The sequence below is a fragment of the Aminobacter sp. GW821-FHT11F06 genome, assembly GCF_058808215.1.
Genome location: NZ_JBXARL010000004.1, coordinates 15,491 through 28,413, shown reverse-complemented (window position 1 = coordinate 28,413; position 12,923 = coordinate 15,491). Strand labels below are relative to the sequence as shown.

Below are 12,923 nucleotides of genomic sequence, written 5' to 3'. Positions count from 1 at the left end.
TGCGTCAGCGGAAAGGGTCCCCTCGCGCCATGGGACGCGAGGGGTTTGGGGCCAAAAGCCCTATTCGGCCAGATCGACAGCCTCGAAGCGATGTGATCCCAGCGGGTCCATCACATAACCGCTGACCTTCTTGGACATCGGCAAGGAGACGGTCGAGTGATCGAGCGTCGCCCAAGGGGCCTGTTCCTTGAAGATCAACTGGGCCTGTTCATAAAGCTTCGCGCGCTCGGCCTGGTCGACCGTCGTGCGGGCCTTCTGGAGCAGGTCCTCGAACGGCTGGTGACACCAGTTGGCAAAGTTTGAGCCGCCAACGCCTGTGCAAGAGAAGAAATAAGACAGCAGATTGTCCGGGTCGCCATTGTCGCTGGTGCCGCCCAGGATGATTGCGCCGTCGCGCTGCTTGTCGCGGGCACGCTTCAGATATTCGGCCCATTCGTAAGACACGACTTCAACGCTGACACCGACCTTCTGGAAGTCGGCCTGGATCAGTTCGGCGACACGACGTGCGTTGGGCATGTAGGGCCGGCTGACCGGCATGGCCCAGACTTTCATCTTCAAGTCCTTGACGCCTGCGTCGTCGAGCATCTTCTTGGCAGCGACCGGATCGTAGGGGTCGTCGACAACCGCATCGTTGTATCCCGACATCGCCGGCGGGATCGGGTTCTTGGCGACCTCACCGAGGCCTTGAAACACCGACTGGAGGATGGCCTTCTTGTCGATCGCCATGTTCAGCGCTTTGCGCACTTCGATCTTGTCGAATGGCGGGGTCAAGGTGTTGTAGGCGAGGTAGGCGACGTTGAGGCCTGGCTTTTCCATGACGACCAGGTTGGGGTCGGCCTTGAGGCTGGGAACATCTGCGGGTGCCGGATAGGCGGCGACCTGGCATTCGCCGGCCCTCAGGCGCTGCATGCGCGTGGTTGCATCGGCGGTGATGGCGAAAACGAGTTCGTCCAGCTTCGGCTTGGTTCCCCAATAGGTTGGGTTGGCCTTGAAGCGCACCGCGGCGTCCTGCTGGTAGCCGACAAACTGAAACGGCCCTGTGCCGATCGGCTCCGAATTCAGCTTTTCCGGCGTTCCGGCAGCTGCGAGCTTGTCGGCATATTCCTTGGACAGGATCGAACCCAGGTCCATCGCAAGATTGGAGAGAATCGAGGCGTTCGGCTGGCTCAGGACCAGCTTGACCGTGTGGTCGTCGACCTTGGAGATATCCTTGACGGACGATTGCATGTCCATGCCGGCATACATCTCGTAGCTCGCGCCAGTGATGTAGGCGTGCCAGGGATTGTCGGTGAGACGCTGGCGGTCGAAGGAAAACACCACGTCGTCGGCGTTCATGTCGCGGGTCGGGGTGAAATAGTCGGTGCTCTGGAATTTCACGCCGGGACGGAGCTTGAACGTATAGGTCAGCATGTCGTCGGAAACGGTCCAGCTCTCGGCCAGGCCGGGAAGCAGGTTCGTGGTGCCGTTTTCAAACTCGACCAGCCGTCCATAGATCGGCTTCGACGACGCATCCCAGGTGCTGTTGGTCGAGTAGAGGGCTGGATCGAAGCCTTCGGGTGCTGCTTCCGAACAATAGACAAGCGTCTTGGCGGATGCCTGGCCGCCGAGCAAGCCAAGTGCGGCGGCGACTGAAAGATACAGGGCAGCCCGAACCGAGCCGCGTTTCAAGGATTTCATCGGGTTCTTCCCCTTCAGGTGTTGCGGGCGTGACGTTGCAGCCCGTATCAGTCGGCACGCCCGGCGCGGGTGTCGAGCCCACGGCCCGGCCGCCACACGGCGTCGGGCTGCGTCCAAAGGATCGGGTCGACGATCAGCTTGGCGAGCTCGCGGGCCTGCAGGTCGAGGAAACGTTCGCCCTTTTCCGCGGTCCCCTTGGCCGGGACGCCCCATGTGCCGGTGTTGGGAGCCCGTTCGGAAAACGAGTAGAAGCGATGCGCGCCATGTGGCGCCTCGTGTTTTCCGGCCTCGGCCGTGAAGGCCGCTTCGAACTTGTCTGATTTGACGGTGTCGGGCGAGATTGCCAGCATCACCGACGCCTCGCCTTCGCAGGCATGCTTGGGCCCGTCATCCGTTTCAAACAGCGCTGCCGTTTCCTCCGGCGCGAGCATCCACGGCGTCGTGTAGACGATCGGCATGTTGAATTCGACGGCCAGTTCGCGCGTCGACATGGCCAGCGGATCGATATTGCCGCCATGGCCGTTGACGATGAGCAGGCGCGTAAAACCGATTGCCTTGAGCGAGCGGACAATCGACTTCAGGACATGGAAATAGGCGGTGTAGTCGAGGCTGATGGTGCCGCCGAACGGCAAATGATGCTCGCTCATGCCGAGCCAAAGGCCAGGAAGCACGGCCAGCGGCACTTGCTCGTCGACCAGGCGTGCGCCGCGCCGGGCGGCGGCCTCGGCGCTCGCCGTGTCGGTTATGACAGGCAGATGCGGGCCATGCTGTTCCAGCGAACCAACCGGCAGGATGGCCATGGCGTTTCCACGTGCCGCGATATCGCGCAACTCGGGCGCCGTCATCCGCGCCCATTCGATTTCCCGGGCCATGAAGCCTCCTAGCTCGCTTGTGAAAAATATTATCCTATACGAAAATAATTTTCCTTGTTGAGCGGATTGTCAATAGCGAGCCGGAAACGGGTGGACCAAGGGCAAGAGTTTGATTGTTTGGACGGCAAGGCTATCGTGCGTCGGGCCTTGGGGGATGCAATTGCTTCAGACGTGCATGCGGATCGGATCGATCCTGGGAATTTGGGTAATCGCATCAGGGAGCGCTGGCGCGACATCGCGCGCGGAGCTCAGCGGAAACGAGGGCCGGCCGATCGTGTTGGCCAAGGCTCGAACCTGCAAGCAGGTGAGTTCCTGTGCCGAGGCAGTGGAGCTTTGGTGCGGCGGCTACAGGCGGGCTGACGCCGACAATGACGGCATTCCCTGCGAGAACGTCTGCCCGTCGAAAGAGCTGGTTGACGAGCTGCGTCAGCAGATCGGCTGCTGAGCCGTTGGGAACCCCCTCGCATCGTTTGACGCGAGGGGGTCGCCGACTTAGCGCTTGTTCTGGCGGTTGGCGACGAGATCGTCGACGACAGCGGGATCGGCCAGCGTCGAGGTGTCGCCGAGGGCTGCGAAATCGTCCTCGGCGATCTTGCGCAGGATGCGGCGCATGATCTTGCCGGAGCGCGTCTTGGGCAGGCCGGGCGAGAACTGGATCTTGTCGGGCGAGGCGATGGCGCCGATCTCCTTGCGGACATGGGCGACGAGTTCCTTGCGCAGGTCCTCGGTGGCCTCGACGCCCGCCATCAGCGTGACGTAGCTGTAGATGCCCTGGCCCTTGATGTCGTGCGGGTAGCCGACGACGGCGGCTTCGGAGACCTTGTCGTGGCTGACAAGTGCCGACTCGACCTCGGCGGTGCCCATGCGGTGGCCGGAGACGTTGATGACGTCGTCGACGCGGCCGGTGATCCAGTAATAGCCGTCGGCATCGCGGCGGCAGCCGTCGCCGGTGAAGTATTTGCCCTTGTAGGTGGCGAAGTAGGTCTGGATGAAGCGCTCGTGGTCGCCATAGACCGTGCGCATCTGGCCCGGCCAGGAATCGGCGATGCACAGGTTGCCGTCGGCAGCACCTTCCAGAAGCTTGCCTTCATTGTCGACAAGTTCGGGAACCACGCCGAAGAACGGCCGCGTCGCCGAGCCGGGCTTGAGGTCGGTGGCGCCCGGCAGCGGCGTGATCAGGATGCCGCCGGTCTCGGTCTGCCACCAGGTGTCGACGATCGGCACCTTCTTTTCGCCGACAACATTGAAATACCACTCCCAGGCTTCCGGATTGATCGGCTCGCCGACCGAACCCAGAACACGCAGGCTCTTGCGCGAGGTCTTCTTGACGTGGTCGTCGCCGGCACCCATCAGCGCGCGGATGGCGGTGGGTGCGGTGTAGAAGATGTTGACCTTGTGCTTGTCGATGACGTCCCAGAAGCGCGAGGCCGAGGGGTAGTTCGGCACGCCTTCGAACATCAGCGTTGTCGCGCCATTGGCGAGCGGGCCGTAGACGATGTAGCTGTGGCCGGTGACCCAGCCGACATCGGCTGTGCACCAGTAGATATCGCCGTCATGGTAGTCGAACACGTACTGGTGGGTCATCGAGGCGTAGACGAGATAGCCGCCTGTGGTGTGCAGCACGCCCTTGGGCTTGCCGGTCGAGCCCGAGGTATAGAGGATGAACAGCGGGTCCTCGGCCTTCATCTTCTCGGGCTTGCATTCAGGCTTGACCGAGCGGACCTCGTCGTGATGCCAAAGGTCGCGACCGTCGTACCAGTTGATCTTGCCGGCCGTGCGGCGCACCACAAGCACGTTCTTGACCACCACGCCTTCGCGTCCGGCAATCGAGATCGCCTTGTCGGTGTTTTCCTTGAGCGGGATCGTCTTGCCGCCGCGAAGGCCCTCGTCGGCGGTGATGACGAAGGTCGATTCGCAGTCAACGATGCGGCCGGCGAGCGCGTCGGGCGAGAAGCCGCCGAAGACGATCGAATGGATCGCGCCGATGCGCGTGCAGGCGAGCATCGCGTAGGCAGCTTCTGGGATCATCGGCATGTAGATGGTGACGCGGTCACCCTTCTTGACGCCGTGTTTCTTCATCACATTGGCGAGGCGGCAGACGTGCTCGTAGAGCTCGTTGTAGGTGATCTTCTTGTCGTCGTAGGGGTTGTCGCCTTCCCAGATGATGGCGGTCTGGTTGCCGCGCTTCTTGAGGTGGCGGTCGATGCAATTGTAGGAGACGTTGGTCAATCCGTCCTCGAACCACTTGATCGAAACCTTGCCGTCGAAGGAGGTGTTCTTGACCTTGGTGTAGGGCTTGAACCAGTCGATGCGCTTGCCGTGCTTGCCCCAGAACTTGTCGGGGTTCTTGACGCTCTCGCCATACCATTTCAGGTAGGTGTCGTTGTCGATGAGCGCATTGTTCTTCCACGCCGGCTGGACGCGGTGGACACGGACTTCGGACATTTCTTTCCCTTCCTCCCGGAAACGATCCGGCGGCTGCTGCTGGCCGGCGGATGGCGACTCTGGGCCGCACGTTGGCGCGCATTATTATCAATTTGCAGTGCGCCACAATATTAGACATTGGATTTGCCTCGCGTCATTGCGTAGCGGCAAATCGCCGCCGCCATCTGGCGATTAGCAATGATGGTGGGTGGCTGCTAAAGTGCTGATATCTTGGAACTATCGCGCACGCATTTCGTTGTTTTAGCAGACGGTTAACCATCGCGGCGCAGATTCATGCCGTGGAGAACTGTCCGACACGGAAGGCTTGCGATGCGCGACGCTTCTGAACTGGAACTGATGCTCAAGGGCTACGGCCTGACCACGGCCGAGATCCTCTACCATCTGCCCGACCATCCCCATGTGCTGCAGACTTTCATCTGGCAGGACTACGATCTGGCGCCCAAATTCCCGATGCTGTTTGGCTTCATCGAGTTCTGGCGCGCCAAGCTCGATGGCCCATTGCATTCGGTGCACTACACCCACCGCAAGCTGATCGCGCCGAACGAATGGCGCAAGGTCGACGGCGAATTTCTGATGCATTAGCCTGACATAGCTCTCCCCTTCAATGACGCACAAACAAGGACGCGTCTTGGGCAGTCCATGTTAGTATAATCTGACAAAGGGGCTCTTCTCAGCGAGAATTGACATGCCTGGAGCAGGGGATGCTTGGGTTCTGATCTTTTCCGATGGAACCGGTCAACGCGGCGTCCGCGCCGATCAGGTCGAAGAAGTCGAAGGCCAGCGGGTCAAGAACACCAATGTGTTTCAGATGTACTCGGCCGTCGATGGACGAGCGGGGTTCAAGGCCTTCTACGACGCCGGACTGGGTGCGCCGGAAGAGGGCAAGTGGGATTGGACGCGTACGCTGCGCAATCTCTGGAGCAAGGCCACCGGCTGGGGCATTACGGCAAACATCGTCGATTGCTACGAAGCGCTGTTGATTGCGTGGGAACCGGGCATGAAGATCGGCTTCTTCGGCTTTAGCCGTGGGGCCTACACGGTGCGTTGCCTTGGCGGGGTGCTGTCAACCTGCGGCATCGCCCAGCTGGACAAGGGTGCCCCCATCTCCAAGGACAAGGAGGGTGCTGGCGCCAAAAGGCGCCGTGCCATCGCCGAAGAGGCGGTCGCAGCCTACAAGATCAAGGAAAAGGCCGAGCGGCAAAAGGCGGGCGCCTATTTCAGCATCAAATACGCGGCATCACTGGTGATGCCCGCGGTGATCGGCGTGTTCGATACCGTGCGGGCACTGGGCCTGCCGGGCATCATGAATGTGGTCAATCCCTACAAGCAGGAGTTCCATGACACCGAGCTGTCGATACGGGTGCCGGTCGGCCTGCATGCGCTTTCGATCGACGAAAACCGCAAGACATTTGCTCCGGTGCGATGGGACGACGTCGATGCCCGTGGCAGGGCAGCGGGTCAGGTGGTCGAAGAATGCTGGTTTCCGGGCGTGCACTCCGACATTGGCGGCGGATATGACGACGATGACAGTCTGGCCACGCTCAGTCTTGGCTGGATGCTGGACAGGCTGCGCAAACTGACCGGTCTCGACTTGCCGATGACGGTCGACCTCGACGGAAAGGTGCTTGGTCTGGCGCATGACGAGCGCACAGGTCTGGGGATATTCTGGCTGCCGGGGGAGCGTTCGATACGAGCAAAGGCGGTTGATCTCGACCTACTTTGCCCCGACATCGAGGAACGCTTCGACATCTACAGGCCACCCTATCGGCCACCACCCCTGAGCCAGCATCCGCGCGTGAAGCGCTATTATTGACGGGCCCCTGCGTGTCGCGAATAGTGCTGGCACAAGTCATTTGCGGCCCCGAAGCGGCTGGGCCGATTGCAGGCAAGGTCAGAGACGGGTATTCCGCAACAAGAACTTTCCGCCAACCCTTCACGGCTTGGCGAGTTAGAGGGAGAGAACCATGACCATGAAAACCTTTGCGGGCGTGACGCTTGCCGCGTCGCTTGCGTTTGCTTCGGCGGCGCATGCCGACATCACCATCGGCCTTGTCGCACCGCTGACCGGCCCCGTCGCCGCCTATGGCGACCAGGTCAAGAACGGCGCCCAGGCCGCAGTCGATGCCATCAACGAAAAGGGCGGCATCCTTGGCGAAAAGATCGTGCTGAAGCTCGCCGACGACGCCGGCGATCCCAAGCAGGGCGTTTCGGCTGCCAACCTGCTCGTTGGCGAAGGCGTGAAATATGTCGTTGGCCCGGTGACTTCGGGTGTTGCGATCCCCGCTTCCGACGTCTTTGCCGAAAATGGCATCCTGATGGTGACGCCGACGGCAACCGCCCCTGATCTGACCGCACGCGGCCTGACCAATGTGCTCAGGACCTGCGGCCGCGACGATCAGCAGGCTGAGGTCGCCGCTGCCTATGTCCTCAAGACCATGAAGGACAAGCGCGTTGCCGTGATCCACGACAAGGGCACCTATGGCAAAGGCCTGGCCGATGCATTCAAGGCGGCCATCAATGCCGGTGGCCTGCAGGAAGTGCAGTACAATTCGCTGACGCCTGGCGAAAAGGACCTGTCCGCGCTCGTTACCCGCATCAAGGCTGACAATGTCGATGTCATCTATTTCGGCGGCTACCACCCCGAGGGCGGCCTTCTGGCGCGCCAGCTCCATGACGGCGGCGTCAAGGCGCTGATCATCGGCGGCGAAGGCCTGTCCAACACCGAGTTCTGGGCGATTGCCAATGACGCCGGTGCGGGCACGCTGTTCACCAACGCTTCGGATGCGCTGAAGAACCCGGCCTCGGCCGATGCGGTCAAGGTGCTGAAGGACAAGGGCATCCCGCCGGAAGCCTTCACGCTCAACGCCTATGCCGCTGTCGAAGTGCTCAAGGCCGGCATCGAAAAGGCCGGCAAATCCGATGACACCGCAGCGGTTGTGGCAGCACTCAAGTCCGGCGCGCCGATCGCGACTGCCATCGGCAACCTGACCTATGGCGAAAATGGCGACCTGACCTCGCCGAGCTTCTCGCTGTTCAAGTGGGACGCCGGCAAGATCGTCGCCGCGGAATAGGGCAACGCGGTTTTTTTGAAAGGGCCGGGGCGAAAGCTCGGGCCCTTTTTCTTTGCGCGAACTTCCAGCGAACGGTCAGTGAGCGGCGGAGCCGGCCAGTTGGGCTATAGTGTCCAGGGGTTCAGCAGCGGAATGCCTATATCTTCGAAATCGGCGACGTTGCGCGTCACGAGAACCAGATCGTGAACGAGCGATGTGGCGGCGATGAGCGTGTCAGCGCTGCCTCTCGTTCGGCCGGCTGTCAGCCGGCCCCAAGCCAGCGCGATCTCTTCGGTTATGGGAAGAATTCGATCCGCGTTCTCGTGGCGCAGCTCGCGTAGCCAAAACTCCAGTCGCTTGGCCCGCTCGGCGTCCTCACGCCGCAGTTTGATGATGCCGCGCTCAATCTCGCCTATGGTGATCACGCTCAAGCTGACCGAAAACGGATCGATCGAGGCAAGCCAAGCCGTGGGTTTGGGCAGGCGTCGCTGTATGTCGGAGACGACATTCGTATCGAGCAGGTACATTTCAAAGCTCGATATCGCGGATCATCGTGTCCGAGCGACGCTCAACCTCCGCTGCAAACTCTTCATCCCAAGCCGGGCCTGAGAGCAGGTACTCTGCGATTGATTTCCGCTTGCCGACCAGCTTCTCGTACTCTTCGGTCGAAAGCACCACCACCGCCGGCTCGCCGCGCACGGTGACGGTCTGCGGCCCTTCGGTGCGGGCGCGCTGGACGAGCTTGGAGAAGTTGTTCTTCGCGTCTTGAAGATGCCAGTTCATTGCAGCACCTAGCTAGCTTGGCTAGGTTGAATGTAATGCGGCATGCCCCACAACTCAAGAGACGGGTGGAGCGATGGCCATTCCGCTCTGCTCGGTCTCACCGCGTCCCGAAGATCGCCGAACCGACCCGAACGCTGGTGGCGCCGAAGGCGACGGCTGTTTCGTAGTCGCCCGACATGCCCATCGACAGTTTTTCGACGCCGGCCTCACGCGCCAGCTTTTCAAGCAGCGCGAAATGCGGGCCTGGATTTTCTTCAGCCGGGGGGATGCACATCAGACCCTCGATGGCGAGGCCGTGGACCTCGCGGCAGCGCTTGACGAAGTCGACAGCTTCGCGCGGCTCGATGCCGGCCTTTTGCGGCTCAGAGCCGGTATTGACCTGGACGTAGAGTTTGGGTGAGCGGCCCTGGCGTTCGATTTCCTTGGCGAGCTCGGCGGCGATCTTTTCGCGGTCGACAGTTTCGATGACGTTAAACAGCGCCACCGCCTCCTTGGCCTTGTTGGACTGCAGCGGGCCGATGAGATGCAGCTCGATGTCGGGAAATTCCGCCTTCAGCTCGGGCCATTTGCCCTGCGCTTCCTGGACGCGGTTTTCGCCGAAGATACGCTGGCCGGCCTCGATGACCGGACGGATATGTTCGGCATCGAAGGTCTTGGACACGGCGACGAGCGTTACGGCCCCTGCCGGCCGGTTGGCCTCACGCTCGGCAGCACCTATCTTATGCTTCACTGCCGCGAGTTGTTCGACCGAGCTTTCCATAGTTTGGCCCTGCTGCTTTTTGACCGCCCCCGGCCTGCCGGAGTTGACGGGTCCGGGAATCCATGGTGAACACCCGTAACGATTTCCTGAACCGCGGGTTTTCGCCCCGGTCCATGCACGCTTTTAAGTGAAAAACATCCTATGGCAACCGAACGATACAATCCGCGCGCGTCCGAACCCAAATGGCAGAAGGCCTGGGGCGAGGCAAAGCTCTTCGAAACGCAGAACGAAGATCCGCGGCCGAAATACTATGTGCTCGAGATGTTCCCCTATCCGTCGGGGCGCATCCATGTCGGCCACGTCCGCAACTACGCGATGGGCGATGTGGTTGCCCGGTTCCGTCGGGCCATGGGCTTCAACGTCCTGCATCCGATGGGCTGGGACGCCTTCGGCATGCCGGCGGAAAACGCCGCGATGAAAAACAAGGTCCATCCCAAGGACTGGACCTATCAGAACATCGCAACGATGCGCACGCAGCTCAAGTCGATGGGCCTGTCGCTCGACTGGAGCCGCGAGTTCGCGACCTGCGACGTCGATTATTACCATCGCCAGCAGATGCTGTTCATCGACTTCGTCGAGAAGGGCCTGGTGACGCGCAAGTCTTCCAAGGTCAATTGGGACCCGGAGGACATGACCGTGCTCGCCAACGAGCAGGTCATCGACGGGCGCGGCTGGCGCTCGGGCGCGCTGGTCGAACAGCGCGAGCTGACGCAGTGGTTCTTCAAGATCACCGATTTCGCGCAGGACCTGTCGGACGCGCTCGAAGGCCTCGACGAGTGGCCCGAGAAGGTCAAGCTGATGCAGCGCAACTGGATCGGCCGCTCGGAAGGGTTGCTGATCCGCTGGCCACTGGCTGCCGGTACCGCACCCACCGGTGAGAGCGAGCTGGAGGTCTACACGACGCGGCCCGACACGATCTTCGGCGCCTCGTTCATGGCGATTTCGGCCGATCATCCGCTGGCCAAGAAGGCCGCCGAAAACAAACCTGAGCTGGCCGCCTTCATGGACGATGTGCGCCGCATGGGCACGTCGGTCGCGGCACTAGAGACGGCCGAGAAGAAGGGCATGGACACCGGCATTCGGGTTGTCCATCCGTTCGACTCGAGCTGGACGCTGCCGGTCTATGTCGCCAATTTCGTGCTGATGGACTACGGCACGGGCGCCATCTTCGGCTGCCCGTCGGGCGACCAGCGCGACCTCGACTTCGCCAACAAATACGGCCTGCCTGTGGTGCCGGTGGTGATGCCGGTTGATGGCGACGCCAAGACCTTCCAGGTCACCGAAGAGGCCTATACCGACGATGGCGTGATGATCAATTCGCGCTTCCTCGACGGCATGACGCCGAAGGATGCGTTCAACGACGTCGCCGATCGGTTGGAGCAGATCTCGATCGGCAACCGGCCGATGGGCGAGCGCAAGGTGCAGTTCCGCCTGCGCGACTGGGGCATTTCGCGTCAGCGCTACTGGGGCTGCCCGATCCCGATGATCCATTGCGACGATTGCGGCGTGGTGGCGGTGCCGAAGGCCGACCTGCCGGTCAAGCTGCCAGACGATGTCGAATTCGACCGTCCGGGCAATCCGCTCGACCGTCACCCGACCTGGCGTCATGTCAATTGCCCGAAATGCGGCAAGGCTGCTCGGCGCGAAACCGACACGATGGACACGTTCGTCGATTCGTCGTGGTATTTTGCCCGCTTCACCGCACCTTGGGAAAACGAACCGACCGATCCGAAGGCCGCCAATTCGTGGCTGCCGGTGGACCAGTATATCGGCGGCATCGAGCATGCGATCCTGCACCTGCTTTATTCGCGCTTCTTCACCCGCGCGATGAGCAAGGCTGGGCACCTCGACCTGTCCGAACCGTTCAAGGGCCTGTTCACGCAAGGCATGGTCGTGCACGAGACCTACCGTCTCGGCAGTGGCGCTTCGGCCGAATGGGTTTCGCCGAACGAGGTGAAGATCGAAGACATCGACGGCAAACGCCGCGCCACGCTGCTGTCGTCCGGCGCGCCGGTCGAGATCGGTTCGATCGAGAAGATGTCGAAGTCGAAGAAGAACGTGGTCGACCCCGACGACATCATCGCCAGCTATGGCGCCGATACGGCGCGCTGGTTCGTGCTCAGCGATTCGCCGCCCGAGCGCGATGTCGTGTGGACCGAGGCGGGCGTCGAGGGCGCGCATCGTTTCGTCCAGCGCGTGTGGCGGCTGGTTTCCGAATCGGCCGATGTGCTGGCCAAGGCCGAAGCCAAGCCGGCAGCCGAGGGCGATGCCGCTGTCGTGTCGAAGGCGGCGCACAAGGCGTTGAAGGCGGTCGGCGAAGACATTGGCAAGCTGGCCTTCAACAAGGCCGTCGCGCGCATCTACGAGCTGACCAATGCGTTGCAGTCGCCGCTGGCAGATGCGGCTGCCGGCAAGGCATCAAAAGAAATGGTTTCGGCGCTGCGCGAGGCGGTCGACATCCTGATCGTCATGATCGCACCGATGATGCCGCATCTGGCCGAGGAGTGCTGGGCAGCACTCGGTGGCGAGGGCATGGTGGCTGATCGGGCGTGGCCGAAATTCGATCCCGCACTGATCGTCGACAACGAAATCACCTATCCGGTACAGGTCAACGGCAAGAAGCGAGGGGATTTGACAATCGCCCGCGACGCAGATCAATTGACCGTCGAAAAAGCAGCGCTGGCGCTTGAAGCAGTGCAGAAGGCGCTGGATGGAAAGCCCCCGCGCAAGGTCATCGTTGTGCCGCAGAGGATCGTCAATGTCGTTGCCTGAGGCGCGGAAATCTCCCAGTTCGTGGCGTGTTGCTGCACGTTTGGCGCTGTTTGCTTCGCTTGCACTGGCTTCGGCCTGCACGGTGCGTCCGCTCTACTCGGACGGGCCGGTGTCGTCCGGCGTGGCGGCGGGCACGGCGACCCAGCTTGCGTCGATCAACATCAAGCCGGTCAACACCCGTTACGGCCAGGAAGTCCGCAACCATCTGATCTTCATGTTCAATGGCGGGACCGGCCAGCAGGCCGCGGCGCCCTACACGATGGATCTCGTGGTCGGGGCATTGAATGAAGCGGCACTTCTGGCCCAGGTGACCACCAAGGACGATGAGCCGACTGCCGGTACGATGACGCTGACAGGCAGCTATGTCATCACCGACATCAAGACCGGCAAGCGTATTGCCGGCGGCAAGCGCAGCGTGACGGCATCCTACGATCGCCCACGCCAGGAGTATGCCAGCGTGCGGGCGGAACGCGACGCCGAAAACCGTGCGGCGCGCGAGCTGGCCGAATTGCTGAGGCTCGCCATCGCCCAGGACATGTCCAAGAGCTAAGATGGGCTGGATCG

Annotated in this window: 12 protein-coding genes; 6 read left to right on the top strand and 6 right to left on the bottom strand. The window is 61.8% G+C overall.

The genetic code is table 11. The features are described 5' to 3' along the window. Window positions 1–60: 60 nt before the first annotated feature. Window positions 61–1,677 (bottom strand): ABC transporter substrate-binding protein, encoded by a 1,617-nt coding sequence (locus tag AC1RTB_RS11510; protein ID WP_492878956.1) that lies wholly within the window; start codon window positions 1,675–1,677, stop codon window positions 61–63. Window positions 1,678–1,724: 47 nt separating this feature from the next. After that, window positions 1,725–2,549: a creatininase family protein gene (locus AC1RTB_RS11505; RefSeq protein ID WP_492878958.1), complete on the bottom strand. Its 825-nt coding sequence runs from the start codon at window positions 2,547–2,549 to the stop codon at window positions 1,725–1,727. A gap of 175 nt (window positions 2,550–2,724) precedes the next feature. Between AC1RTB_RS11505 and AC1RTB_RS11500 the strand changes: the two genes are divergently transcribed. Continuing rightward, window positions 2,725–2,994 carry an excalibur calcium-binding domain-containing protein gene (locus AC1RTB_RS11500; RefSeq protein ID WP_492878960.1) on the top strand — a complete coding sequence of 90 codons (270 nt, stop codon included), beginning with the start codon at window positions 2,725–2,727 and terminating at the stop codon, window positions 2,992–2,994. A 47-nt stretch (window positions 2,995–3,041) separates the two neighbouring features. Here AC1RTB_RS11500 and acs read toward each other — a convergent pair whose 3' ends face one another. Continuing rightward, entirely contained in the window at window positions 3,042–4,994 is a 1,953-nt protein-coding gene (gene acs / locus AC1RTB_RS11495) for an acetate--CoA ligase (RefSeq protein ID WP_492878962.1), read from the bottom strand. Window positions 4,995–5,303: 309 nt separating this feature from the next. Here acs and AC1RTB_RS11490 point away from each other — a divergent pair, with 309 nt between their 5' ends. From AC1RTB_RS11490 to AC1RTB_RS11480, 3 genes are all read left to right on the top strand, one after another. Beyond that, the gene (locus AC1RTB_RS11490; protein WP_492878964.1) at window positions 5,304–5,576 is read left to right on the top strand and encodes an usg protein; all 273 of its coding nucleotides are present in this window, start codon (window positions 5,304–5,306) and stop codon (window positions 5,574–5,576) included. Window positions 5,577–5,679: 103 nt separating this feature from the next. Continuing rightward, entirely contained in the window at window positions 5,680–6,807 is a 1,128-nt protein-coding gene (locus AC1RTB_RS11485) for a phospholipase effector Tle1 domain-containing protein (protein WP_492878966.1), read from the top strand. 151 nt (window positions 6,808–6,958) lie between these two features. Beyond that, window positions 6,959–8,065 (top strand): branched-chain amino acid ABC transporter substrate-binding protein, encoded by a 1,107-nt coding sequence (locus AC1RTB_RS11480; protein WP_492878968.1) that lies wholly within the window; start codon window positions 6,959–6,961, stop codon window positions 8,063–8,065. A gap of 104 nt (window positions 8,066–8,169) precedes the next feature. On the opposite strand, the gene AC1RTB_RS11475 is transcribed toward AC1RTB_RS11480, so the two are convergent. From AC1RTB_RS11475 to AC1RTB_RS11465, 3 genes are all read right to left on the bottom strand, one after another. Continuing rightward, window positions 8,170–8,571: a type II toxin-antitoxin system VapC family toxin gene (locus tag AC1RTB_RS11475; RefSeq protein ID WP_492878970.1), complete on the bottom strand. Its 402-nt coding sequence runs from the start codon at window positions 8,569–8,571 to the stop codon at window positions 8,170–8,172. Between the two features lies 1 nt (window position 8,572). Next, entirely contained in the window at window positions 8,573–8,827 is a 255-nt protein-coding gene (locus AC1RTB_RS11470; protein WP_492878972.1) for a type II toxin-antitoxin system Phd/YefM family antitoxin, read from the bottom strand. A gap of 97 nt (window positions 8,828–8,924) precedes the next feature. Then, the gene (locus AC1RTB_RS11465) at window positions 8,925–9,587 is read right to left on the bottom strand and encodes a YggS family pyridoxal phosphate-dependent enzyme (RefSeq protein ID WP_492878973.1); all 663 of its coding nucleotides are present in this window, start codon (window positions 9,585–9,587) and stop codon (window positions 8,925–8,927) included. A 141-nt stretch (window positions 9,588–9,728) separates the two neighbouring features. On the opposite strand from AC1RTB_RS11465, the gene leuS reads away from it, so the two are divergent. Together leuS and lptE are read left to right on the top strand one after the other, a co-directional pair. Next, window positions 9,729–12,359, top strand: a complete 2,631-nt coding sequence (gene leuS / locus AC1RTB_RS11460; RefSeq protein WP_492878975.1) for a leucine--tRNA ligase — start codon at window positions 9,729–9,731, stop codon at window positions 12,357–12,359. Next, complete coding sequence (gene lptE / locus AC1RTB_RS11455; RefSeq protein ID WP_492878976.1) at window positions 12,346–12,909, top strand: LPS assembly lipoprotein LptE; 564 nt, start codon at window positions 12,346–12,348, stop codon at window positions 12,907–12,909. Before leuS ends, lptE begins: the two co-directional genes overlap by 14 nt. The last annotated feature ends 14 nt before the right edge of the window (window positions 12,910–12,923 follow it).